General features: G+C 35.3%; 23 protein-coding genes, 2 pseudogenes and 1 other annotated feature. Of the genes and pseudogenes, 11 read left to right on the top strand and 14 right to left on the bottom strand.

Annotated elements, in window-relative coordinates; all coding sequences use genetic code 11:
• Positions 1-185: 185 nt before the first annotated feature.
• A complete protein-coding gene (locus tag H346_RS0102645) occupies positions 186-2,507 on the bottom strand; it encodes a DNA methyltransferase family protein (RefSeq protein WP_027969718.1) in 2,322 nt (773 codons plus the stop codon).
• 278 nt (positions 2,508-2,785) lie between these two features.
• Between H346_RS0102645 and H346_RS09600 the strand changes: the two are divergent.
• From H346_RS09600 to H346_RS0102625, 4 genes and pseudogenes are all read left to right on the top strand, one after another.
• A pseudogene (locus H346_RS09600) lies at positions 2,786-3,703 on the top strand (IS1595 family transposase).
• Complete coding sequence (locus H346_RS0102635) at positions 3,693-4,151, top strand: hypothetical protein (RefSeq protein WP_027969717.1); 459 nt, start codon at positions 3,693-3,695, stop codon at positions 4,149-4,151. The pseudogene H346_RS09600 and the gene H346_RS0102635 overlap by 11 nt, the downstream one beginning before the upstream one ends.
• Positions 4,151-4,438, top strand: a complete 288-nt coding sequence (locus H346_RS0102630; RefSeq protein WP_024385310.1) for a hypothetical protein — start codon at positions 4,151-4,153, stop codon at positions 4,436-4,438. Before H346_RS0102635 ends, H346_RS0102630 begins: the two co-directional genes overlap by 1 nt.
• A complete protein-coding gene (locus H346_RS0102625; protein WP_027969716.1) occupies positions 4,431-4,976 on the top strand; it encodes a DUF6036 family nucleotidyltransferase in 546 nt (181 codons plus the stop codon). Before H346_RS0102630 ends, H346_RS0102625 begins: the two co-directional genes overlap by 8 nt.
• Before the next feature lie 20 nt (positions 4,977-4,996).
• On the opposite strand, the gene H346_RS09595 is transcribed toward H346_RS0102625, so the two are convergent.
• Positions 4,997-5,545: an RpiB/LacA/LacB family sugar-phosphate isomerase gene (locus tag H346_RS09595; protein WP_037562504.1), complete on the bottom strand. Its 549-nt coding sequence runs from the start codon at positions 5,543-5,545 to the stop codon at positions 4,997-4,999.
• Between the two features lie 15 nt (positions 5,546-5,560).
• Positions 5,561-6,682 (bottom strand): tRNA 2-thiouridine(34) synthase MnmA, encoded by a 1,122-nt coding sequence (mnmA, locus tag H346_RS0102615; protein WP_027969715.1) that lies wholly within the window; start codon positions 6,680-6,682, stop codon positions 5,561-5,563.
• Positions 6,683-6,944: 262 nt separating this feature from the next.
• On the opposite strand from mnmA, the gene sdaAB reads away from it, so the two are divergent.
• The 3 genes and pseudogenes from sdaAB (at position 6,945) to H346_RS09590 (ending at position 9,142) form a co-directional block, all read left to right on the top strand.
• Complete coding sequence (sdaAB, locus tag H346_RS0102605) at positions 6,945-7,616, top strand: L-serine ammonia-lyase, iron-sulfur-dependent subunit beta (protein ID WP_027969714.1); 672 nt, start codon at positions 6,945-6,947, stop codon at positions 7,614-7,616.
• 11 nt (positions 7,617-7,627) lie between these two features.
• On the top strand, positions 7,628-8,500 hold the full coding sequence (gene sdaAA, locus H346_RS0102600) for an L-serine ammonia-lyase, iron-sulfur-dependent, subunit alpha (RefSeq protein ID WP_027969713.1): 873 nt from the start codon (positions 7,628-7,630) through the stop codon (positions 8,498-8,500).
• A gap of 37 nt (positions 8,501-8,537) precedes the next feature.
• A pseudogene (locus H346_RS09590) lies at positions 8,538-9,142 on the top strand (HAD hydrolase-like protein).
• A gap of 49 nt (positions 9,143-9,191) precedes the next feature.
• Here the strand turns inward: H346_RS09590 and H346_RS0102590 are convergent.
• The 8 genes from H346_RS0102590 to yfmF form a co-directional block, all read right to left on the bottom strand.
• A complete protein-coding gene (locus H346_RS0102590) occupies positions 9,192-9,815 on the bottom strand; it encodes a transglycosylase SLT domain-containing protein (RefSeq protein ID WP_027969712.1) in 624 nt (207 codons plus the stop codon).
• A gap of 163 nt (positions 9,816-9,978) precedes the next feature.
• On the bottom strand, positions 9,979-10,773 hold the full coding sequence (locus H346_RS0102585) for an energy-coupling factor transporter transmembrane component T family protein (RefSeq protein WP_027969711.1): 795 nt from the start codon (positions 10,771-10,773) through the stop codon (positions 9,979-9,981).
• A complete protein-coding gene (locus tag H346_RS0102580) occupies positions 10,766-11,608 on the bottom strand; it encodes an energy-coupling factor transporter ATPase (RefSeq protein ID WP_027969710.1) in 843 nt (280 codons plus the stop codon). Before H346_RS0102580 ends, H346_RS0102585 begins: the two co-directional genes overlap by 8 nt.
• Complete coding sequence (locus H346_RS0102575; protein ID WP_027969709.1) at positions 11,584-12,423, bottom strand: energy-coupling factor ABC transporter ATP-binding protein; 840 nt, start codon at positions 12,421-12,423, stop codon at positions 11,584-11,586. Before H346_RS0102575 ends, H346_RS0102580 begins: the two co-directional genes overlap by 25 nt.
• A 2-nt stretch (positions 12,424-12,425) precedes the next feature.
• Complete coding sequence (pgsA, locus tag H346_RS0102570; RefSeq protein WP_027969708.1) at positions 12,426-12,968, bottom strand: CDP-diacylglycerol--glycerol-3-phosphate 3-phosphatidyltransferase; 543 nt, start codon at positions 12,966-12,968, stop codon at positions 12,426-12,428.
• 12 nt (positions 12,969-12,980) lie between these two features.
• Positions 12,981-13,997 (bottom strand): helix-turn-helix domain-containing protein, encoded by a 1,017-nt coding sequence (locus H346_RS0102565; protein WP_027969707.1) that lies wholly within the window; start codon positions 13,995-13,997, stop codon positions 12,981-12,983.
• Between the two features lie 48 nt (positions 13,998-14,045).
• Positions 14,046-15,329 carry an EF-P 5-aminopentanol modification-associated protein YfmH gene (yfmH, locus tag H346_RS0102560; protein ID WP_027969706.1) on the bottom strand — a complete coding sequence of 428 codons (1,284 nt, stop codon included), beginning with the start codon at positions 15,327-15,329 and terminating at the stop codon, positions 14,046-14,048.
• 1 nt (position 15,330) lies between these two features.
• Entirely contained in the window at positions 15,331-16,575 is a 1,245-nt protein-coding gene (gene yfmF / locus H346_RS0102555; RefSeq protein WP_027969705.1) for an EF-P 5-aminopentanol modification-associated protein YfmF, read from the bottom strand.
• A 304-nt stretch (positions 16,576-16,879) separates the two neighbouring features.
• On the opposite strand from yfmF, the gene yaaA reads away from it, so the two are divergent.
• A complete protein-coding gene (yaaA, locus tag H346_RS0102550; RefSeq protein WP_027969704.1) occupies positions 16,880-17,290 on the top strand; it encodes a S4 domain-containing protein YaaA in 411 nt (136 codons plus the stop codon).
• Position 17,291: 1 nt separating this feature from the next.
• The gene (gene recF / locus H346_RS0102545; protein WP_027969703.1) at positions 17,292-18,386 is read left to right on the top strand and encodes a DNA replication/repair protein RecF; all 1,095 of its coding nucleotides are present in this window, start codon (positions 17,292-17,294) and stop codon (positions 18,384-18,386) included.
• Between the two features lie 99 nt (positions 18,387-18,485).
• On the opposite strand, the gene H346_RS0102540 is transcribed toward recF, so the two are convergent.
• The 3 genes from H346_RS0102540 to trpS form a co-directional block, all read right to left on the bottom strand.
• Entirely contained in the window at positions 18,486-19,349 is an 864-nt protein-coding gene (locus tag H346_RS0102540) for a GRP family sugar transporter (RefSeq protein WP_027969702.1), read from the bottom strand.
• A gap of 219 nt (positions 19,350-19,568) precedes the next feature.
• Positions 19,569-21,050, bottom strand: coding sequence for an IMP dehydrogenase (guaB, locus tag H346_RS0102535; protein ID WP_027969701.1), 1,482 nt, complete (start codon positions 21,048-21,050; stop codon positions 19,569-19,571).
• A gap of 214 nt (positions 21,051-21,264) precedes the next feature.
• Entirely contained in the window at positions 21,265-22,287 is a 1,023-nt protein-coding gene (gene trpS, locus H346_RS0102530) for a tryptophan--tRNA ligase (protein ID WP_027969700.1), read from the bottom strand.
• A gap of 541 nt (positions 22,288-22,828) precedes the next feature.
• Positions 22,829-23,068: a binding site (T-box leader), on the bottom strand.
• Positions 23,069-23,190: 122 nt separating this feature from the next.
• Here trpS and H346_RS0102515 point away from each other — a divergent pair.
• Positions 23,191-24,063: a YitT family protein gene (locus H346_RS0102515; protein ID WP_027969698.1), complete on the top strand. Its 873-nt coding sequence runs from the start codon at positions 23,191-23,193 to the stop codon at positions 24,061-24,063.
• 78 nt (positions 24,064-24,141) lie between these two features.
• Complete coding sequence (locus tag H346_RS0102510; RefSeq protein ID WP_027969697.1) at positions 24,142-25,761, top strand: ATP-binding cassette domain-containing protein; 1,620 nt, start codon at positions 24,142-24,144, stop codon at positions 25,759-25,761.
• The last annotated feature ends 28 nt before the right edge of the window (positions 25,762-25,789 follow it).

Raw genomic sequence — 25,789 nt, 5'->3', positions numbered from 1 at the left:
TTACTCATTAAAAATTGATAGAACACTTCTCTTTTCAAAATTTTATGAAGTAGCTGGGTATCCAAATCATCTATAATTCCTAAAAAAGATTTTGGGAACTATATACTAGTTTACACCAAACACAATATGTAGTGTTTCGACAATATCAAAAAAAGACGACTTCCTTTTGGAAATCGTCTTTCTCGTTATTTCAATAGTTCATACTCAAATAATTTACTTTCAAGCTCATTGTCGTAATAATCAGATAATCTTGCTTTAAGCTCTTTTAATTTAGTGTTAACCTTTTCATTATTGAAAATCTTTTTACCATTACCATCTTTGTAAGATGTATTTATGTCTAATTCAATTTGATAAGTGCCATAATGGTATTTTGAATTATATTCCGGGGTATCTTTTGCTAACTCAAGTAATTCATCGAAGACACCTAGCAACATTAAATCAGCTCTATCAAGTTTTCCGTATTTGACTTGCTCTATCAATTCTTTTCTGACTAATGAATTTTCATCTAAGCACACTTCATTATTGTAAAACCGTCCATCTGAACCTTCAAAACTTAGGCAGTGGTTTTTATGTGAGATACAAGTCCATAGAGTAGCTTTCCTAAGAAAATCAGTATCTTGCTTATACAAATCTCCTTTATCAGATGTTGTATAATAAATATCTTTTTCATACCAGTTTCTTTGAGGATACTGCTTGGCAACAAATAAAGCTGTCTGCTCTGCGTAATTAGTTGTTCTAACTTGGCTACCTCGTCCATGATATATAGCAATTCTAGTCATTCGTATGTCCTGCGGAGTAATACCAAAACCACTGGCTTCTATAACTGCTAAAATATTGTCATTATAAACAGGTTTTCCATAGCTTTTCAAGGGCACTTCTTTACCGTCGTAGCCAGTAGCAATTTTAGATAATACATCTGTCTTTACCTTTTTAGAGTAGTATTCTCCTAGCGTTTTATATACCTTTCTTATAGTGACATGTTTCACATCTTTAATAGTAGCATCCTCTGGTACATCAATGACCGCAACACCTTTTCCAGTTCCCCATTTCTTGTCATTTTTCCAAATTTCTTTAGCTGGGACAGTTAAACTTTCTGTTTTGGTATCAGCATCATTCTTCCATTGTGCTACCAAAACGGAGCTTTCTTGTGCTTTGAAATTCCCTCTATTTGCTAAAAAACCATCAACGAAAGTTTTTTGCATCAATCCTACCGATTTCCAATATTTTACTGGTGCAAATAGGACGTAATAATCATGTTCATTCCTCATGAAATACTTCTCAAACGACCAGACAAATTGATTAAGTAAATCTTTTGCATGACTACTATCTCTAGTAAATTCAGCAGACATCAGTTTACGAATGTAACTGAATTTATCTTTAGATTTTACACTCCCTTCTTGAGCACGAGCTAATTCATTAGAATATGGGGGATTTTCAAAACCGATTATAGCTACATTTTTGTCATCAATAATTTCTTGTAAAGTAGCATGTTTTCCATTAGTCTCCATAGGAATATTTAAAAACTCTTTTGCGAGTGCATCGCCACCGCTTACTAAATTTCCTTTATTCGACTGTACAACTGTCAAAGGGGGAATAATTGCTCTAACTTTGCCAATATATTTGTTGTATAAGACAAGCCACTCCTTAATTTCGTAGGTATTTAAGACAACGTGGCTTAGCTCCTCATCTGTTAAGTAATGCTCCAACACTCCTGTGCCAGCACACCTATCAATAATAACGTAGTCCTTACCTTTAGGAAGACTACTAATAGCTTGACGGACAAGTTTGGTAGCTTCCTTGACATAAGGTAAAGGTGTATAAAACGCACCTAAATCTTTTCTGTTTGCAGGGTCATTCAAAGCATCCATGACAGTATCAAAATCTGTCTCGTCTCCATTCCAAGGTAGAATATAATCCTCTACTATGGAATTAACAGGATTTCTAAGCATATCAAACATTTGAGATTTACTTGTTGACCTGTCATTGTGGTAAATATAATTTGCCCATCCTAATATATTCGGAAAATTTATATCGAATTTTTGATATTTGTCAATCTGAAACAGTTCAATCAATTCGACATTTTTAGGACTGTTAGGCTGGAAAACTGCAAAATCAAATTCTTTTTCAGGTTTTGTAGCATTTTTCAATGTTAATTGCTTAACATTTTTAGAAGCACTATTCGTATAGTTTTGTAGAATTTCTGAACGATACTGTGTTGCATCATAAACATAAGCATGGTCTTTGCTAATATCAACCAAGACAATTTTACTTGGTATAGGAATACCACCTTTATTTCTTAATTTTGAAAGATAATGGATAGCTTGCACAAGTACGATGTTAAGGTCAGGTATACTATTTTTAAACTCGAATAAAGTTCCTTTAACAATGCCATCTGTGTTCTCGGTCAAAACATCCTTTTCATCAAAGCCAAAACTTCTCCAAAAGAATAAATTGTCAGCTCTTTCGTTACCAGATTGCCAACTTCTATCAATAGCTAGAGGTGTCATTTCACACCTCCGATTGTTAGAATATTAGTTTCCGAATAAACATAAAAAACTTTCCCACAAAAATGTGAAAAAGCCTGTTTTAGGGGTTGACAAAAAACACGTCCGATTACATAATCAGCGTGAGCCTGTGATTGCGTTCATACCAATCATTTCCTTTACTAATTTGATAATTCTATTATATCAAAATTTTGGGATTTTGTATAGTAGAATTTTACATTTTTGTTGACAGATATTCTTGTTTTCGATATAATACAATTACGAAGTAAGGAGTACCAGTAATGAAGTTTGAATTTAAGTCGCTATTTGATTTACAATCTGCTTTTCCTGACGAACAATCATGTATAAACCATTTAGAAAATATGATTTGGGGCGATGTGATTATTAGCCCTTTTGATGCCACTTCAAAAGTTTATAAATGCAAAGGTAATAAATACCGTTGCAAGAATACAGGAAAATACTTCAATGTCAAAACTGGCACTCTTTTTGATAATACTAAGATTGAACTGCGTAAATGGTTCATGGCAATTTGGCTTGTAACTTCCCATAAAAAAGGCATTTCGTCTGTGCAACTATCAAAAGACATAGGTGTTACGCAAAAGACAGCTTGGTTTATGCTGGAACGTATTCGCAAATGCTTTGGTACTGAAAACGGCAATGGTCTTGATGATGTTGTAGAAGTTGATGAAACCTATATTGGCGGTAAAAACAAGAACCGCCATAATTCTAAGAAAGTCAAAAACGCACAAGGACGTTCTTTGAAGGATAAATCTGCTGTAGTAGGCATGGTACAATGCCAAGGAAAAGTCAACGCTCATCATGTGCCAGATACAAAGACAAAAACATTGACCGAGCAAATCGTCAAATATGTCAAAGAGACTGCTCAACTTTACACAGACGAATGGCTGGGTTATAATAAAGTGGCTAAGATGTATCAACATAACTTTGTAAATCACGGTGCTCGTGAATATGTACAAGGTGATGTTTATACTAACACGATTGAAGGCTTTTGGGCTGGATTGAAACGTGGCGTTTTAGGAATTTATCATTCATGATCTAAGAAATATCTTCAAGACTATGTAGATGAATTTGTTTTCCGTTATAATACTCGTGATTATTCGGATAGTCAGCGTTTTAATCTTTTACTTTCAAATGCCTGTGTCCGTACTAAATATAGGGAGCTGATTTATGGCTACTAATACACTAAATGATTTACATTTTGAATTGGAAAGGTCTATTTCTCGAAGAGTTGATAGTAAACTAATTGGGTATCAGGTTAGTCTTTCTGATAGATTTTATGATAAGTATACGAAATTCTGGAACAAAAAGTACAGTTTTGATTTTGTTACTAACCATCGTTCTTTTTACGCTCAACTAACAAAGACTTGTGTCTACGATGCGTTGAAAGAAAGCCTCAAAAAAGTAGATAGAAAAGCAATCGCTAAACACATGGCAGAACTGGAAGCCTTGATTGATGTCGCAGAGAATAAAGAGGAGTTTCAAAACTTTTTCGAGAAAAAGTATAGTCTCAAATTCCCTGATTTGAATGACTGCATTTATCCAAAGAAAAAAGAACTATCTGATTTTGATAAGAAACTTTGGATAGCCATGCACTATAACCCTAGAGAAAATAAGAGGGAACAGTAATGACAACTTGGTATGATTACATGGTAAGAGCCAGCGAACACGCTGGAAGTGATGGTGATTTATGGTTTCGCTATCTCTATAAGGTTATTCAAGATGATGGTACAAAGTTAACCACCGATGATGTTAAACAGTTGTTAAAAAATCCTACCCTGACACCTTTTCAAAAGACCACCCTTCAAGATGCCTTAACAGACGGTACACATACAAGAGAACATGTCTTACAAGCCAATCGTAAGAGCCAACCAAAAGATATTCTGAAGCTGTTTAGAGAGGGGAATTATGGATAAGAAAGTTTTATTTGGAGCTCTCAACATAGAATTATCCAAGGAAAATATAGACCTTGAAATTATTTGTGTTGGTGGTTTTGTCCTAGAGTATTATAATCTTCGAGGAACACAAGATGTAGATGCCTTTTATCAAGAAGATGCTAAAATCAGAAGCATTATTGAAAAAGTAGGCGATGATTTTGGTGTGAATGAACCTGATGAATTATGGCTAAACAACAATGTTGCGAATATGAATAGAATACCTCCTCGGTCTATTTGTGAGAAAGCATTTAGTTATTCAAATCTTACAATTCTTGTGCCACCACTATCTTATATTCTTGGTATGAAGCTAGAAAGTGGACGAGATAGGGATAGGCAGGATGCTGGGGAAATTGTTAAACTATTGAAAATTCGTTCGATAAAGGATGCCATCAATAAACTCAAAGAATATGGATTTCAACCTGATATTTCAATGATTTTAGAAGTCTTTGAAATAGCCTACGGTATGGAATGGTTAGCAGAATATATGACCGAGCATCCAAATGAATTTAGACATTAAAGAAGTCGCCTTTTTTGATATTATCGAAACACTACATATTGTGGTTGGTGTAAACTGGTATATAGTTCCCAAGATTTTTTAGTTAGAGCATTCAAAGATAATACTAGGGTCGCATCTACCTGTTTACGACTAGCATCTCTGGTTGGGTAACCTGTATGAAATGCATCCGTAAATAACTTCTCTAGTATATATAATAGATTTAATTCACCAGACCAACCAAAATTCAATCCCAAAGGTAAGGACACAACATTACCGTTATTAATTCGACCAAAGAGATAGGCATCTTGTGGTGTTTGTACAAAACCACAGCGTAAACTTGGTAAACTATTGCAAGCCATCATCATTCCTTGACCAGATGAGCAGCCTGTCACGACAAAATCAAGACTATCCGTTTCTATCAACAGACTAATCATCAAAGCAATGTCAACATAAGAATAGTTTTCTATTTCGTCTGCAAAAACACCAAGGTTAACAACACGATGCTTATGACCTGCTACCTTTACAGTCGCTTGATACAATAACTCATTGATACCTACCCTAGTACTTGCTTGAATAACACCTATTCTCATCACAAAACTCCTAAACTAAATATATTGACACGCTACGCCATCTTTATAGGCCATGTCAATCATACCACCACCGAGACACTCTTCGCCATCATAAAAAACAACTGCTTGTCCTGGGGTGATCGCACGCTGAGGCTCAGCAAAAACAACTTCTGCCTTATCTCCTTTAACGTTTACAGTAACTTTAGAATCTGGTTGACGGTAACGAAATTTAGCAGTGCATTCCATAGTAAATTCTTCAGGCATATCACGTGTAAAGTGGATGACAGAAGCGTCAAGGCTAGTTGACATCAAAGAGCCATGATAACAGCCTTGTCCCACATATAAGATATTTTGTGACAAATCTTTTCCTACCACAAACCAAGGTTGGTTATCACCACCATGCTGACCACCAATTCCAAGACCACCACGTTGACCAATCGTATAATACATTAGACCAGCATGTTCACCCATATCACGACCATCAACGGTCATCATCCTACCTTTTTGAGCAGGCAGGTATTGGCTTAAAAAGGCTTTGAAATTTTTTTCTCCAATAAAACAAATTCCTGTTGAATCTTTCTTTTTAGCTGTCGCAAGTCCTGCCCGCTCAGCAATTTCTCTGACTTCTGATTTTTGCAAGTGACCCAGCGGAAATAGCGTTTTTTGCAATTGCTCTTGTGATAGTTGGCTTAAAAAATACGTTTGATCTTTGCCAGCATCGACACCTCTCAACATGTGGACAGTACCGTCCTCACCGTACTTAACTTGTGCATAATGCCCAGTAGCCACATAATCTGCACCTAAAGTCATGGCATAATCAAGAAAGGCTTTAAATTTGATTTCCTTGTTACACATAACATCGGGATTTGGTGTACGACCTGCCCGATATTCAGCCAAGAAGTATTCAAATACCCTGTCCCAATACTCTTTTTCAAAATTTACAGAATAGTATGGAATTCCAATCTGATCAGCAACTGCTGCGACATCTCTGTAATCCTCGGTTGCTGTACAGACACCAAATTCATCTGTGTCATCCCAATTTTTCATGAAAACACCAATCACATCGTAACCTTGCTCCTTTAAAAGTAAAGCTGTTACAGACGAATCAACACCACCACTCATTCCAACAACAACACGTGTGCTTGAATTATCTGTCATAAAATTCTCCCATCAATGATTAAGATATGAAAAGTTTCTAATAGCTTATCTACACCATTAGCCTTCTCATTGTCAATTAACGTACGATTGAAGGTCGTCGTTTTCAAAAGTCGATTTGAAGGTCGATTTTGAAGCACCATCAGATGCTTAGACTATTATAACAGTAATAGTTTCTATTTCCAATAATATCTGTTCTTTAAAGCTATATTTTAAAGTGGGATTTGTTATAATGGAAAAGGTAGAAAATGTTCTGGAGAATACTATGAATACACAAAAATTTCAATCTGTCTTTGATATTATCGGACCAGTTATGATTGGTCCTTCAAGCAGTCACACGGCTGGTGCTGTCAGAATTGGTAAAGTAGTTCACTCAATATTTGGCGAAATTCCTGATGAAGTTACCTTTCATCTCTATAATTCATTTGCGAAAACCTATCAAGGACACGGCACTGATAAGGCGCTTGTAGCAGGTATTATGGGAATGGATACAGACAATCCCGACATCAAACAGTCCCTTGAAATTGCTCATCAAAAAGGCATTAAAATTTATTGGGATATTTTAAAAGACAGTAATGCTCCCCATCCAAATACAGTCAAAATTTCAGTCAAAAAAGATGATAAAAACATGAGTATCACAGGCATCTCTATCGGAGGTGGAAACATTCAAGTCACTGAATTAAATGGTTTTTCTATCTCATTATCAATGAATAATCCAACCTTAATTATTGTTCATAAGGATGTTCCTGGCATGATAGCCAAGGTTAGTGATATTTTATCAGCCAATAATATAAATATTGCTCAAATGAATGTTACACGTGAATCTGCTGGAAAAAAAGCCATTATGATTATTGAAGTCGATTCTAGAGAGTGTCAAGAGTCTGTCAAGCTAATTGCCAAGATCCCCCACTTATACAATGTCAACTTTTTTGACTAGAAAGGACAACTATGTTTCACACTATCGAAGAACTTGTCAAACAAGCTGACCAACAATTTGGTGGGAATATTGCTGAATTAATGATTGCTACAGAAATTGAGATGACTGGTCGAAGCCGAGAAGATATTCTTATGATTATGTCACGTCATTTACAGGTCATGAAAGAATCTGTTCAGAAAGGCTTAACATCAACAAAATCTATTAGTGGTCTAACAGGTGGTGATGCCCTCAAAATGGATAACTATATTAAGCAGGGAAAAAGTCTTGCTGACACCACCATTCTTACCGCTGTCCGTAATGCAATGGCTATCAATGAATTAAATGCTAAAATGGGACTAGTTTGTGCAACACCAACTGCTGGTAGTGCCGGCTGTCTACCGGCTGTCCTTACCACAGCAATTGATAAGCTTAGCTTATCAGAAAAAGAACAACTGGACTTCCTTTTCACAGCTGGAGCCTTTGGACTTGTCATTGGCAACAATGCTTCCATTTCTGGCGCTGAAGGTGGTTGCCAGGCAGAAGTTGGTTCTGCCTCAGCAATGAGTGCCGCTGCACTTGTCAAAGTAGCAGGGGGCACAGCTTTTCAAGCCAGTCAGGCCATTGCATTTGTTATAAAAAACTTACTGGGATTAATTTGTGATCCAGTAGCTGGGTTAGTAGAAGTACCTTGTGTAAAACGTAATGCTCTTGGTGCAAGTTTTGCCCTTGTTGCAGCTGATATGGCCCTTGCAGGAATTTATTCGCAAATTCCTGTCGATGAAGTTATTGATGCCATGTACCAAGTAGGATCTGCTCTACCCACAGCTTTTCGTGAAACAGCAGAAGGCGGATTAGCAGCAACACCAACTGGTCGACATTATAGTCATGAAATTTTTGGAGAATAAAAACTTTTTTATTTGAAATCAACATTAGGAGATATTCGTGAAAGCTATTCTATTTGACTTAGATGGAACTTTAGCTAATTCAAATCCCAGTATTTTAAATGCTTTTAAACACATGAATCAGGTTAACCCAGATGACAATTTATTGTCAACCTATATTGGTCCACCCCTGGAAACAACTTTTTTGAAACTAGTGAACAAATTGACCAAGCCATTTTACATTTTCGACATTTCTACAAAGATTCTGGTGTTTATCAAGTATCTGTCTATGAAGGTATCAAAGAATTGCTAGAGAATCTATTTATCTGCTTTTAAACTCATGTTACTGCCAGCAAACACGAGCCCAGGGCTTTACAGATGTTAACTAATCTAGGAATAGACACCTATTTTACAGGTATCTTTGGTTCCATTCTTAATCGTTCTCACAAGGTAGAGGTTATCAAAGCTTGTTTACAAGCCATGTCAATCTCAACAACAAATGCCATAATTGTTGGCGATACCAAGTTTGATATTATCAGAGGTAAACAAGCCGGCATAGAAACTTTTGGAGTTACTTGGGGGTGTCAAGAAGATTTACAAACAAGTGGGGCTGATTACATTGTTAATAACCCCTACGAGATCCTTAATCTTGTTCAAACGATGTAAACTAAAAACTGTCACCAACTTGATGACAGTTTTTAGTTTGTTCTTATTTTTAATAGCCCCAAGCCGACAACCCCTGTGCACGATAGGCATTCAAAGCTGAATTAACTTGGTCTTGGACGGTTGCAGTAGATCCCCAACCTGGCATTGTTTGAAACAATCCTGAAGCACCTGATGCATTAGTAGCATTTAGATTTCCATTTGATTCACGTGCGATAATATGTTCCCATGTTGATTGTGGAACACCTGTTGCAGCTGCCATTTGAGCTGCTGCCTGACTACCAATAACGCCAGCAGTATTCCCATTAGAAAGAACAACACCACCTGTATTTGTACTATGAGCTGTTGCCGTAGCAGCATATTGAGCTGATTGCGTTGCTTCTTGTTGCACTGCAGGAGTTGCTTCAACTGTTGATACGACTGCTGTTTCAGGAACAGGAGCGGTTGTTGACGAAGTTTTTGTCGTTGCCTCTGCTGACTCAGCTTTAGCTGTTTCTTGACTAGATTTTTTAGTCTTTTTAACTTTTTTGACAACTTTAGTTTCAGATTTTTTAGCATAGGATGCAGTGTCAACATTTTTACTCGAAAAAGCAAAAATAACAGCAAGTACTGCAACTGCGAAACCTATTATTCCAAAACTAAAATATCGTCGATTTAAATCTTCTTTTTTAAACATTAAATACCTCACTTTTCTTCGTTATTTATAGTATCTTTAAATTATTACTCTGCGATTGAGAGCATGTTAAAAATATTACAAAAATATTGATTTTACAAGAATTTCTTGAGGATTTAAAATATATCTCACCGAAGACATCATAAGCAACTAGCTTAATTTTAGATTAATTCTTTAGTAAAAAGAGAAGAACACCTAGTACAAGAATTGAACTAACTGCTAAACTGTCCTTTAACTGCCAAGCTAGCACTCGATATTTTGTACGTCCCTCTCCACCTTGATATCCTCTTGCCTCCATAGCAATAGCCAATGCATCTGCTCTTTTAAAACTAGAAGCAAACAATGGAATCAAGATAGGAATAATAGACTTTACCTTTTGAATTAGACTACCTTCTCCAAAATCAACACCACGTGCCTTTTGAGCATTCATGATACGAATTGTGTCATCCATTAACGTTGGAACAAAACGCAAACTCAATGAAAGCATTAAACCAATTTCATGGGCTGGTAATTTGAATCTAACTAGAGGTTTCAACAATGACTCAACAGCATCTGACAAGCTAAGCGGTGTTGTCGTTAAGGTCAAAAGGGTTGAAAAGAAAATAATCAAAACAAAACGCATAAAAATTAAAGTAGCTTGACTTAATCCTAAATCAGTTACTTTAAAAATCCAAAAGTGAACTAAGATATTCCCTCCTTGGGCAAAAAACATTTGAAATAAAGTGGTAAAAAGAATAATTCCAATCATAGGCTTAACACCATTTAAAAAGAATGACAATCTAATTTTTGACAAAAAAACGACCACTAAAGTAAACACCAACATCATAAGATTCGTCACAATATTGTTAGCCCAAAAAACAATAATAATATAAATAATCATTGCTAATAATTTACTTCTTGGATCAAGTTGGTGAATAATAGAATCCCCAGGAATATAGCGACCAAGAATCAATTTATCCATGCCTTAACATCTCCCTTAGCTCCTCTAAAGTAATTGGTAAAGAAGCTAATGGAATACCTCTATTAACCAACCCTTGTGCAAATTTAGTCACTTTAGGAACACCTAACTGTTTCATTTCAAGCCAATCAACTTTTTGAAAAACAAGCTTAGGAGAACCTGATAAAATAACTTTACCTGCTTCAAGCACATAAACAAATTCTGCATAGTTAGCAACATCATCCATTAAATGGGTCACTAAAACAGTTGTCATCCCTGCCTTGTGGAGTTCTTTAAAAAGTGCCATTAATTCTTTACGACCTTTTGGGTCAAGTCCAGCAGTTGGTTCATCTAAAACTAAAACACTTGGTTCCATTGCAAGAATACCCGCAATAGCAACTCGCCGCATTTGTCCGCCTGAAAGTTCAAAAGGATTTTTATCAAAAAGATCTTCTGAAATACCGACAAGAGCAAGCTTTTCACGCGCTAAGGCTTCTGCATCATCCTTAGAAACACCAAAATTTTGAGGACCAAAAGCTACATCCTTCAAAATAGTTTCTTCAAATAACTGACTTTCTGGAAATTGAAAAACCAAACCGACACGCTTACGAATAGATTTAATATCCTTATTTTTAGACTGGTTCGTGATTTCCTTATTATAAACCCTTACTTTTCCTACTGTTGGAATATGTAAACCATTTAACAATTGCATAATCGTTGATTTTCCAGAACCTGTATGCCCAATAAAGGCTGTGTAGGAGCCATCTAAAATATCCAAATTAATGTCAAAAAGGGCACGCCCTTCAAAAGGTGTCCCTGCTTGATATGTATAGCTTACATCTCGGAAATTAATTGCCATAACTGATTTTCTAATTCCTTTTCTGTGAGATAAGTTCCCTTAATAGGGTAACCGTCTTCTTTAAGCATACGAACAACCGTTGCAGTAAAAGGGATATCAAGACCTAAATTAAGTAATTCATCCCCTCTGGCAAATAGCTGATCCGGTGTCGATGCAGACTCTACCCGTCCATCTTTCATTACCAAAACACGATCACTAAGAGCAACCTCATCTAAATCATGAGTAATTGATACAACAGTAATCTGGTAGTCCTTCCGAATAGACTGAATTGTTTGAATCAACTCTTGTCGCCCTTTAGGATCTAGCATACTGGTTGCTTCATCTAAGATAATAATTTTGGGTCGCGTTGCAACTGCACCTGCAATCGCAACACGTTGTTTTTGCCCGCCTGATAAACGAGAGGGCTCCCTGTTTTTAAAGTCTTGCATGTCAACCAACTGTAAAGCATCATTGACAAGTTTTTTCATTTCCCTATAAGAGATCCCTTTATTTTCAAGTCCAAAAGCAACATCATCTTCAACAGTTGCACCAACAAATTGATTGTCAGGATTTTGGAACACCATACCAATTTTACGGCGGATATTCCAAATATTTTCTTCTGTCAGTAAATCGCCATCAATAAAAATCTCTCCAGAATCTGGCTCCAATAGCCCATCAATTAAACGAACTGTTGTTGACTTGCCAGAACCATTATGCCCAATAATTGATAACCATTCTCCTTGTTTCACATGAAACGTGACCTTGTCTAAAGTAGGAAATTCCTGATTTTGATGATATTTAAATATAACCCGTTTTAATTCAATAATATTTGACATATCTATTTAAAGGTATCCTTGAAAAGAAAGCGTGCTCCTTTGAAATAATCATACCCAGAATAAATGGTAAAGAAAAGAGCAACATAGAGAAAAACAGTTCCTAAAAATGTCCAATGGCAAAGCAAGAAAATGATAGATAGCATTTGTGTCACAGTCTTAATTTTCCCTAGCATAGCAGCAGCAAGCACCTCACCACCTGTTTCAACAAGTAACAAACGAAGACCGGTAACCGCTAACTCACGACAGATAATGACTGCTGATACCCAAGAAGGAGCTAAATCAAGCCCAACTAACACAATAAAAGCACTCATTACAAGCATCTTATCCGCCAAAGGATCGGCAAACTTCCCAAAGTTAGTGACAACATGCCACTTACGAGCAAGATACCCATCCAAATAATCCGTCAAACTAGCAACCGCAAAAATAATTGCTGCAAAAACATGCCAACCAATCGCATTCGAGAAAGACGACACAAAAAGAAAGAAAGGAATTATTAGAATTCTAATGAGGGTTAGTAAATTGGGAATGTTTTCATTTTTTATCATTTTTACACCTTATTATTGAAACTTAAACGTAATATAACTTAAATCAGTACTTGTTAATGCAGACAAATCTACCGGTTCTCCATCAACTGTTACTGATACACCTTTTGTAACACCAAGTGTTAGCAAAGCTTCAGTTGTTTCAGCAGACAATGTTGCTGTATAAGAAGGAGATTCTTTTGTCAATGTTATGCCCCCTTCACCAATTTCTGAATTAGTTAACGAAATCCAACTGCTTTCAGCTTCTGTCAAGGACACCGTAACATCAACTGTACTCTTTGATTTGGTAACAGATGCTACCAAATAGTTCCCTGATCCTTCAGTTGTAACTTTGGTTTTAGGTTTACTTGAACTTTCTTTCGAAACCTTACTAGCTTTTTTAGAAGCTTCAATCAAAGCTGCCTCAGCTTCTTTGGATCTTTGACTTTTTTCAAATTGTTTCCAAGCAGTAAAAAAAACGAAAATAACAATGGTTGACGCAACTAAACCTAGTAATATAACTGGAAACATTGACTTTTTAGACTTATTCTCGTTACCATAACGGCTCAAACGTGATACTTCTGATTTTTTAGAAACCAAGCGGTCAACAGGTTTAAAATGACTAACCGGTGACACAATTTTAGATGGCGTTTTTAAATCCAAACCAACTGTTTTGACAGGAATTACCAAAGTCTCTTGACCTTTAGATGCCTTTGATAAGTTCATCCTCTCTACAGCCATTCTTTCTTGTAGACGCTTTTGGCTCAGCTTTTCTTCAACAATTTCTGTAACAGATTTTGTTTCACTGTCTTTTTTAGCATTTATTTGATATTGGTAACGTCGCTTTAAAGTAATAAAATCTAACTCAGTAATATCAGCATACTCTTTCAAGAATTGATCAAATTTTTCTTCAGGAACAATCTTAAATTGATCCAACTCCATTGCCAGCAAGTAATGAGAAGAAATCCCTGTTTTTGATTCAATATCATCTAGTGTGATATTTTTTCCAACACGTGCTTCTCTTAATACTTCACCAAGACTTTTTTCACTCATACAGTACCTCAAAAATATTATAATAACTCCATTATAACAGATTTTAAATTATTTTGGAAAGACAGTAAAATCTGAAACATCTGCACCTTCAAAAAAGTCCCTTCCAATAGCAAGAACATCTTTCAAAGTAATTGTTTCAATAATTCTTGGAATATCAAAATAAGTTTCTCTATCGGATAAATAGAGATTAAATTGACTAGCTAGTTGATCAATAGAATCCAAACTTTGAATAAAGTCTCCATACATTTCCTGTTTCAAAAGAGTCAAATGCTTATTAGTGAGGTCTTTTGATTGTTTGAAATTTTTTAATTTCCGTCTAATTTGGTTAGACATGGCAATAGGCTCATTTGTATCAAGGGACACTAAAACAAATTGAAAATCTTTTTGAATTTCAATCTCTAGGTCAAACGAATCATCTATTTTGTTATCTTCATACCAATCATGATAGGTTTTAGAAGTCCAACCTAAAAGCATGGCTAGTAATAACCTTAAAGCCACACGATAAGTTAATAACGAATAATGATCTAATAATAAACATCCTCGAAAACCAACGACTAGCTTAGCAGTAATAACATCCATGTCAACGGAACTTGACTGAATTACTGGATAATATTGTAGTGGCTCAACAGTAATTTTTTTCAATTCAGGACAAGGATTTTCTTCTTGAAATGTCTGAAGAGCTAAAAATGTTTCTTCAACGTCAATGTCACCAACGACTAACAGTTCCATATTTGATGGATGATAAAAGTAAGCGTGATTATCACTCAATAAAGATTTTGTAATTTTTTGAATAGTTTCCTTAGTGCCCGCAATATCATTAGCTAAACTCGTTTTTGGAAATAAATTTTGAAGAATACCACTATAGGCGCGATAATCAGGGTCATCTTGATACATATCAATTTCCTGTTCAATAATTTTCTTCTCCCTATTAACCGAATCCTCCGTAAAATTAGATGAAAGAACAAAAGATTGGAGGAGCTTTAATCCCCCATTAAATTCCTTAGCCGTTGAAAAAAAGTAGCTTGTTTTATCAAATGTTGTAAAAGCATTTATTTCTGCTCCGAGTTGTGTAAATTTTAGGGAAATATCTCCTCCCTTTTCATCCTCAAAAAGTTTATGCTCAAGAAAATGAGCAATTCCTTCTATAGCAACCACAGATTTACCATCTACTGTAAACTTATTGTCAATAGAACCAAAATCAACTGTCAACATGGCTATCTTTTCTAAATAGCCTATTTTCTTTATAATATAGACCTTCAAACCACTATCTAAGGTCCCACAGTAAAATTCTTCGTCAATATCAGGGTAATCTATCTTTACTAATGCTGTCATCTTATTTTCCTTCTAAAAAGTATAATGTCTGGAGTTTTAAAAGATTAGCCATCTTAATAATATCTACCTTACTAACCTTGTCAATTTCTTCAATCCATCTTTCCAAGGAATAAGAAGGATCAATATAAGACCTCATATATGCCATTTCAGTTAATGTTTTACTATAATCTTCTGATAGCAAAGCGTTATTGATCAACATTAATTTAGTCTTTTTAATCAAATACCCTGAAAATCGACCTATTTTAATATCATTTAATTCCTTAATAATTAATTGTAATGTCTTGTTTCTATTTTGACTGTCAATACCAGCGTAAATATCAAATAAACCTGTGTAAATATCAAAATGAGATCCAATACTATAGGCAAGTCCTTCCTCTTCTCTAATTTTTGTAAATAAACGAGAGTGTGAAAAAGAACCTAATAAGCCATTTAAAACCACTAGAGCATAATACTCCTTTTGTCCAAAAACTAATGGAAAATGATAAGCTAACTTCAAAATAGACTGATTGATTGTTTTTTTTTCAATAGATTCTTTAACAATATTAAGTGCATTCTGCAAATAAAAGAAATCTAATTTTTTCTTACGATTGTCAAACGGAAACTGATGTAGTAACTGTACAACCCGATAATCATCAAAATTACCTAAAACAAAAATATCAATCTGATCTTCATTTAACATTTTATGAAATTCTTGATAACTTGTGTAAGCAGTTTCTCTCGCAATTAATTCAGAACTACCATATTTAGACATCTGTAAATCCTTGTTAAGGTAAAATAATTCCTTAGCTTTAAGTGTACTGTAATAAAAAGAATCTTCTTTATCCGATTCAATGTAATTAATAAGATTATTTTTTTCAATTTCGAAGACTTTGGGTTGATATTGGGCAATTGACAATAAAGGAGAAAACAAGATTTCCTTCAAAAATTGAATAATCTCATCTAATACTTTCTCTCCTTGAAAAGCATATTTATCTTGAATAAAAGTAATGTCAATATCAACAATATGCACGAGTCCTCTTGTTGACACATTAGTTGACAGACTAGCACCGTAAAGCTGTGCTAACTTCTCTCTAAATTTTTTGGCAGTTGGATAGCTTTCATTGGCGGTTGCCAACATCTGAGCCACCAAAGCCCTCTTTGCTACTGTCTTCTGACTTAAATCACCTGAAAAGCGAAAAGTAATGTGATTGGTTTTAAAACGTTTTGTTTTTATTAGATGAACTTGAACTCCCTGAACAATTTTCATAGTATTTCCTTAATAAATAGTATAATCCCTATGATTATACCATTTTTATCTAAGTTAGTTGAGTGATAACTTTGTCTTGACACCTATTCCTAATAAAAAAGAAACACAGCGTCCACTTTACTCTTTTATTACAATATAAAGATTGTAAAATCCTCTAAATCAAGCAACTTTTATTCTTACCCTACTCTATATTAACTTGAAACTCACTAGGAAAGAGGTAGAACATTTCATTTTAGCATTGAAACTATGATTATTTACTCGCTTTTATGCTATAATTATTTGAATTACAAAATGGAGAATACGTATGAAATACAAATTGTTTACAGAATTTATCACCCTCCAAGCCTTGTTAAAAGAATTAAGTATTATTCAAAGTGGTGGATCTATTAAAGCATTCCTTACTGAAACTACTGTTTTATACAACGGACAAGACGAAAAGCGTCGTGGTAAAAAAATAAGAATTGGCGACTCTATTTTACTGCCAGAAAAAAGGATAACGATTGATATTATTGAACCTAGTCCAGAAGAAAAGGAACAATTTGCTGTAGAACTAGCTGAAAAAAAACGGGTTGCTACTTTAGTCAAAAAGATGAACCAAGCCAACAAAAAAAATACTAAAATACCACAAAATAAGCTAACTAAAAGAAAAAAACTTAAGCCCGTCTCTAAAACAAAAAGGAAACAAACGGCACCAATCCGCTTTCCGGGGATTTAATATGTGGATTAAAGAATTACAGCTTAAACACTACCGTAATTACAACCAACTATCCGCAAAATTTTCGTCTGGCTTAAATGTTTTTATTGGCGATAATGCTCAAGGAAAAACCAATTTCCTTGAAGCTATTTATTTTTTATCACTAACTAGAAGTCACCGTACAAGATCTGATAAAGAGCTGATTCATTTTGAGGAAAAAAATGTTTTCCTTTCTGGTAAAGTCCATCGTACTAGCGGTATAATTGATTTGGAAATTAGTCTATCGGACAAGGGACGTATTACCAAAATCAATGCCTTGAGACAAACTAAACTTTCTGACTATATTGGTACCATGATGGTTGTTCTTTTTGCCCCAGAAGATTTACAGCTAATCAAAGGCGCCCCTAGCCTAAGACGAAAATTCATTGATATTGATTTGGGACAGATTAAGCCCATCTATTTGTCCTACTTATCCAATTACAACCATATTCTCAAGCAACGTAACACTTATTTAAAAAGTGCTAAACAAATTGATGCTACCTTTTTAGCAGTCTTAGATGAGCAACTTGCTCATTATGGAAGTCGAGTTATCGAGGACCGCATGGGTTTTATCGAAGCTTTAGAAAAAGAAGCTAATGCCCATCATCAAGCCATTTCTAACGGTTTAGAAAATCTTACCCTTTCTTATCAATCTTCTGTTCATTTTGAGGAAAAATCTGATGTTTACCAGAATTTTTTAGAACAACTTAAAAAAAATCATCAAAAAGACTTTTTCCGGAAGAATACTAGTGTTGGGCCTCATCGTGATGATTTAGTTTTTTACATTAATGAGATGAATGCTAATTTTGCTAGTCAAGGACAGCATCGTAGTCTCATTCTCTCTCTAAAAATGGCAGAAGTCAGTTTGATGAAAGCATTGACAGGAGATAATCCTATTCTTTTACTTGATGATGTCATGAGTGAGCTAGACAACACAAGACAAACAAAATTACTTGAAACAATCATTAAAGAAAATGTCCAAACCTTTATTACAACGACAAGCCTAGAACATCTTTCGCAATTACCAGAAGATATTCGGATTTTTCATGTTACAAAAGGCACTATTAAGGTTAACTAATTATCATATTTCAAAAACCACTCAAAAAATTACAACTTTGAATGGTTTTTTAATGCAAAAAGGACCCATAGTAAGCCCTTTTTACGTTATACTAAGTCATTAAGATTTGGCAACACCTAGTAAAATAGCACCGATAATAAAACAAATAATACCTGTCACAACCCAACGCATTTCCTTTTTCGTTTTACGTTCACCTAAGAACAAGATTCCACCAACGATAGAAATAATAGCACCTAATTGTGAGAAACTAAAGGCAATAGCTAAGCCTGCTTTTGACGCAGCTAAAAGCATGAAAATATTCCCTATTCCCCAAAGTAATCCAACAACACTATTTTTAATAACATACTGATCAAATGATACTTTAAAAGACATAAACATTGCTGCTCCAATTACCATTCCTACTGCCATAGGTAAAATTACCGATAAAACATCAAATTTCATAATGTTATTAAATAAAACGGCATATGTAACATAACCAATAGTTGAGTAGGTTAAAGCTCTAAATCCTTTTGAAAAATTATGTAAGTGATTAACTTCTGAATTCGTATCATCTTGTTTACTTGAAAAATAGAAACCAACAACTAAAAGTAGAAGCGCTAAACTCCCTATAACAAATTGTATTGGTTTTGTCCATTCATGGAAAACCAGTACACCAATCAAACTTCCCAAAACCAGTTGAGAACCACTAGATAACGGATTGGCAACTGAAACACCCATATATTGCATGGCATGAAATTGACCCGTTTGACCAATCGACCAAATAATTCCGCCTAAAATACCAAAAAACCAAAGTTTTAGTGACATTTCGGGTCTAACAATCAGCCAAACCACTACTGCGAATAGTAAAGCTCCCAAAGTCATTCCAAATGTTTGTTGAGATGGTCTACCACCAATTTTATTACTTACAAAACCGATACTTCCCCATGCAAACATTGGTACAAGTGCGTATAAAATACCTTCCAAAATTTTATCTCCTTTACAGTAAGTTTACAACATTATAAATTTCCATTATTAAATTATTTACACATGGACACTCATTATAGCCTATTTAGTGATAAAATACAATAAGTTTAGCTAAAAATCACACCCTGTAAATATTGTAATTGACACAGAATTTCATATCATCTTAATAAAAAGAACCGAGAAATTATCTCAGCCCTTGTTTTATATCTGAATCAGTTTTTAGTGTACTGAATAGTTTGGTGCTTCATTTGTAATTTGAACATCATGTGGGTGACTTTCAATTAATCCTGCACCCGACATTTCAACGAATTGGGCATTATCATGCAATTCTTGAATCGTCCCAGCACCAACATATCCCATACCCGAACGGATACCACCTAACATTTGAAAAACAATATCTGAAGCAGCACCTTTATAGGCTACACGCCCTTCGATACCTTCTGGAACAAGCTTGTTAGCTTCATTAACAGAACCCTGGAAGTAACGGTCACTTGAGCCTTTCTTCATTGCTGCAATGGACCCCATACCACGATAAGTTTTAAATTTACGACCTTGATAAATTTCAGTTTCGCCAGGAGCCTCGTCAGTCCCTGCAAACATTGATCCAAGCATAACAGCATTTCCACCTGCTGCAAGAGCCTTAACAATATCACCTGAATACTTGATACCTCCATCAGCAATGATGGTTTTATCGTATTCACGAGCTACCGCGGCGGCATCATAAATAGCAGTTACTTGAGGAACACCAACACCGGCAACAACACGAGTTGTACAGATTGAACCAGGTCCGATACCAACTTTGACAACATCAACACCAGCTTCATAAAGGGCACGTGCACCCTCAGCCGTCGCAATATTTCCTGCAATCAGAGTTCTATGCGGGAAATGCGCACGAATTTCAGCAATTTTTCTAAGAACACCTGCAGAATGACCATGTGCTGTATCAATAACAATAGCATCAGCACCAGCTTCAAATAAAGCTTCAGCACGTTCAAAGGTATCAGAAGTCACTCCTACAGCTGCTGCAACAAGGAGACGACCAAATTCATCTTTAGCAGCATTCGGAAACTCAATAACTTTTTCAATATCTTTAATGGTAATTAAACCAGATAAACGACCATTTGAATCAACTAATGGTAACTTTTCAATGCGGTGCTCATGTAAAATACGCTCGGCTGTTTCAAGATCTGTGCCAACTTCAGCAGTAACCATTCGTTCACTTGTCATATGTTCTGAAACCGGAGCATCATAATCCGAAATAAAGCGCATATCACGGTTAGTAATAATCCCCACTAGCTTACGATTGGCTAATGTTTCAACAATTGGAACACCACTAATGCGGTAACGTTGCATCAATTCCTCTGCTTCAGAAACCTTATGCTCAGGAGTTAAAAAGAATGGGTCAATGATAACACCATTTTCAGAACGTTTTACCTTGCGAACTTCTTCAGCTTGCTCAGTAATTGACATGTTTTTATGGATAACCCCTAAACCACCAGCACGTGCAATCGCAATCGCCATTTTACTGTCAGTAACAGTATCCATAGCTGCTGTAATAATTGGAATATTTAATGTCAAATTTTTTGCAAGTTTCGTTTTTAAATTCACTTCATTTGGAAGAACATGACTTTCTGCCGGTATAAGTAAGACATCATCAAAAGTATAGCCTTTTTTCAAAAATTTAGTGTCCCAATTTGACATTAAGATAATCCTCTTTTCTTTTAGTTTAGGGACCAGTTCCCCAGTCTATTTTTATTGTTACTATCATATCACGCTAAAATCATTTGTCAATAAAATCTTACCATTACAATAGAATATCTAAATTATCAGATTTTTTCTTTTTATTCTTACAAAAACCAAATTAACTTATCTTACACCTAAAAAAGCCAAGCCTAAAGACTTGGTCTCATATCACTTAGAAATAATTAATTCCCATAGCTGATTTAACTTCCGATAAGGTTTGGGCTGCAACAGCCTGCGCTTTTTGACTACCTTCTTGTAACATTCGGAAAACTTCTCCCATATCCTTAGCGTATTCTAAACGTTTTTCACGAATTGGCGCTAACTCTTGTTCCAGGATTTCTAAGAGGTAACGTTTGGTTTTGACATCCCCTAATCCACCTCTTTGATAATGTTCTTTCATTGCTTCAATATCAGATTTATCTTCTTCTCTTCCAAAAATATCCAAGTAATGGAAAACCATATTTCCCTCAATTTGACCTGGATCCTCTATTTTAATATGGTTTGGATCAGTATACATACCCATCACTTTTTTGCAAACCGTATCAGCATCATCAGAGAGGTAGATACCATTTCCTAAAGACTTAGACATTTTAGCGTTGCCGTCAAGCCCTGGTAAACGCCCAGCTTTTTCATTTTCCGGATAAATGCCTTCTGGCTCCACTAGACAATCTGTCTTGTAAGTATGATTAAAACTTCTCACAATCTCTCGTGTCTGTTCAATCATTGGTTTTTGGTCATTGCCAACAGGGACAAAATTAGCTTTAAAGGCTGTAATATCAGCTGCCTGTGAAATTGGATAAACCAAAAAACCAGATGGAATGCTTTCTCCAAAACCTTTTTGAGCAATTTCTGTTTTAACTGTTGGGTTTCTTTCCAAACGTGCCAACGATACTAGATTCATGTAATACATGGTCAACTCAGCGAGTTCTGGAATCTGGCTTTGAATAAAAATTGTTGATCGGCTTGGATCCAAACCTACAGAAAGATAATCTAAGGCAACATTCCCAATAGATTCTTTAATCAACTCTGATTCCTTAGCATGATCTGTCAAAGCTTGTTGGTCAGCCAAGAAAACGAACATATTATATTTACCTTCATTTTGCAAGAACACACGGTTCTTAAGACTACCAACATAATGACCTAAATGCAATTTTCCTGTTGGTCTATCACCTGTTAAAATAATTGGTTTTGTCAATTCTTTTCCTCTTCCTTTTTAAAATAATCTTCTTTAGTTAGCCTATAATAAATCATTATCACGATGCGATTTTGGTCTTTCTTATCGAATTTTACATAAGACTTCTCGTGATTAAAGCACCTCTTTTTACCATCAATCGACTAAAAGCAAGATTTATCTTATCATGTCTTGCTACTCTTAAATTTTCAAAAAAGATGGTTATAAACGTTTAAGCAGCTTCTGCCATTAAACCCCTATTCCAAAAATGCTTATCTAAGGTATCTTCAAACTCAACTTCCTCAACAAGATGGTGCCTATCCAATGTGCCAATAAGCTGACTCATTTTTTCAACTCAGACTCCCAACAATCTAGCAGCTTAAAAATGGTTACAATAATATTTTTGATTTCTTCTAGAGTTTTTAGCGCCAAAGGTCTAGCGAACGTCACTTCAGCATCAGCTAAACTTACAGGACGCAAAAACAAATGACCTGTTTCAACTTTTGAGGGGTTATTTCTATATAATATCCTTATCCGAAAAACAAAAAATCCCACGCTAATAAAGCGTGAGGGCGTCATTACAAAAGAATACGCGGTGCCACCTCAATTAGTATCCTTATTGTAACACAGATACCATCTCAATACTTCTCAAACAGTAAAAACTGCACAATAAGGGTTGTCCTGAAAAACACTTTCCTCTCACCCCATCCATTAGCCCAGTTCATCTTGCTCGTTATTAGCTCACACCAACCGCTAACTCTCTTCAAACCAATGAAAGACTACTCTTCTAATATAGCATTATTCTATGAAATTTTAGATAATTTGTCAAGTTCCTTAGATTTTTCGAAATAAGGGTTGACTCTCCTGACCTATTTAAGAGATAATGAGTCTACCATTTTTATCAGTCCAAAAAGGAGATTTAATAGCATGAAAAAACGTGTGATTGATTTACTGCTTGTCACAATTGGGTCATTTATTACAGCTATTGGTTTTAACACCATGTTTGTTGATAATCATATTGCTTCAGGTGGTATGGTCGGTATTTCAGTGGTCATGAAAGCCACATTTGGAATCAGTCCGTCGCTCTTTTTAATGATCAGTAATATTCCTCTATTATTAATGTGCTATTTCTTTCTTGGGAAACAAAATTTTATCAAAACACTTTATGGTTCATGGATTTACCCTATTGCTATTCGGTTAACCCATCAATTACCTACACTAACACATAATCAATTATTAGCAGCTATTTTTGGAGGGGTCATTTGTGGCATTGGTTTAGGAATGGTTTTTTGGGGAAATTCTTCTACGGGGGGAACAGGAATTTTAACTCAGATCCTACATAAATACTCTCCTTTATCTCTTGGAGTCACTATGACAATTGTTGATGGCATTAGCGTTCTCATGGGACTAATTGCTCTTTCTGCCGATGATGTGATGTATTCGACTATTGGACTATTTGTTGTTGGTTATGTTATTAGTGTGATGGAAAATGGTTTTGATTCGTCAAAGAATGTGATGGTTATTTCCAAGGATTATCAAACCATCAGGGAATATATTACAACAGTGATGGACCGTGGTGTCACTAAAATTCCTATTCGTGGAGGCTATACCACTTCCGACAAAATTATGTTAATGGCTACTGTCTCCACTTATGAATTACCGACTTTACAAGAAAAAATCCTTGAAATTGATGATACTGCTTTCATTGTTGTTATGCCAGCAGCTCAAGTTATGGGACGTGGTTTCAGTTTAACCAAACAATACAAACGTGAAGATAAAGATGTTTTACTCCCAATGTAAGGACTAACCCTTTTTCTGATTGAAAAAAGGGGCTTTTTTAGATACAATGAAAGTTAATAAATAAGATGAGGTGACAAATTGCTAACAGTTTCTGATGTCTCACTACGCTTTAGTGATCGAAAACTTTTTGATGAAGTCAATATTAAATTTACAGCTGGTAACACTTATGGCTTAATTGGAGCTAACGGTGCAGGAAAATCAACCTTCCTAAAAATCCTAGCTGGAGATATTGAGCCAACTACTGGTCATATTTCCTTAGGACCTGACGAACGTCTTTCCGTTCTTCGACAAAATCACTTTGATTATGAAGAAGAACGCGCCATTGATGTTGTTATCATGGGAAATGAACAACTTTACAATATCATGAAAGAAAAAGATGCCATTTACATGAAAGAGAACTTCTCAGAGGAAGATGGTGTTCGTGCTGCTGAACTTGAAGGTAACTTCGCTGAATTAGGTGGCTGGGAAGCTGAGAGTGAAGCTTCACAATTATTACAAAATCTAAATATTCCAGAAGAATTACACTACCAAAGTATGAGTGAACTAGCCAATGGGGAAAAGGTAAAAGTCCTTCTTGCTAAAGCTCTCTTTGGTAAACCAGATGTGCTATTACTTGATGAGCCCACCAACGGACTTGATATTCAATCAATCTCATGGTTAGAAGACTTCCTGATTGATTTTGAAAATACGGTTATTGTTGTATCCCATGACCGTCACTTCTTAAATAAAGTATGTACTCACATGGCTGACCTTGATTTTGGTAAAATCAAACTTTTTGTTGGAAACTATGATTTTTGGAAACAATCCTCTGAATTAGCAGCTCGTTTACAAGCCGACCGTAATGCCAAAGCAGAAGAAAAAATTAAAGAATTACAAGAATTCGTGGCACGCTTCTCAGCAAATGCGTCTAAATCAAAACAAGCAACCTCTCGTAAAAAAATGCTTGATAAAATTGAATTAGAAGAAATTGTTCCTTCAAGTCGTAAATACCCATTTATCAATTTCAAAGCTGAGCGAGAAATGGGAAATGATTTTTTGACTGTCGAAAATCTTTCCGTAACTATTGACGGTGAAAAAATTATTGACAATATTAGTTTCATTCTCCGTCCAGGTGATAAAGCTGCTATTATTGGTCAAAATGACATCCAAACAACAGCTCTTATGCGTGCCCTTGCAGATGATATTGACTATGAAGGAACCATTAAATGGGGCGTTACGACAAGCCGCTCTTACCTTCCAAAAGATAATTCAAAAGACTTTATGACAGATGAACCTATTCTCGAATGGTTACGGCAATTTGCCTCAAAAGGTGAAGATGATGATACCTTTTTACGTGGTTTCTTAGGACGCATGCTTTTCTCAGGAGATGAAGTAAAAAAATCCGTAAACGTTCTTTCTGGTGGTGAAAAAGTGCGTGTGATGCTTTCTAAATTAATGCTTTTGAAATCAAACGTTCTTATCCTTGATGACCCTACGAATCACTTGGATTTAGAATCCATTTCAAGTCTTAATGATGGTATTAAAGATTTTAAAGAATCTGTTGTCTTTGCCAGTCATGACCACGAATTTATCCAAACCATTGCTAACCATATTGTTGTGATTTCAAAAAATGGTGTTATTGACCGTATTGACGAAACTTACGACGAATTCCTTGAAAATGAGGAAGTTCAAACCAGAGTTGCTGAACTTTGGAAATAACAAAATTACCTCAGATAGAAAAATATTC

The sequence above is a fragment of the Streptococcus castoreus DSM 17536 genome (genome assembly GCF_000425025.1).
Classification (GTDB): Bacteria; Bacillota; Bacilli; order Lactobacillales; family Streptococcaceae; genus Streptococcus; species Streptococcus castoreus.
Note: the sequence above shows the minus strand (reverse complement) of the source record. Positions and strands in the feature narration are given on the sequence as shown.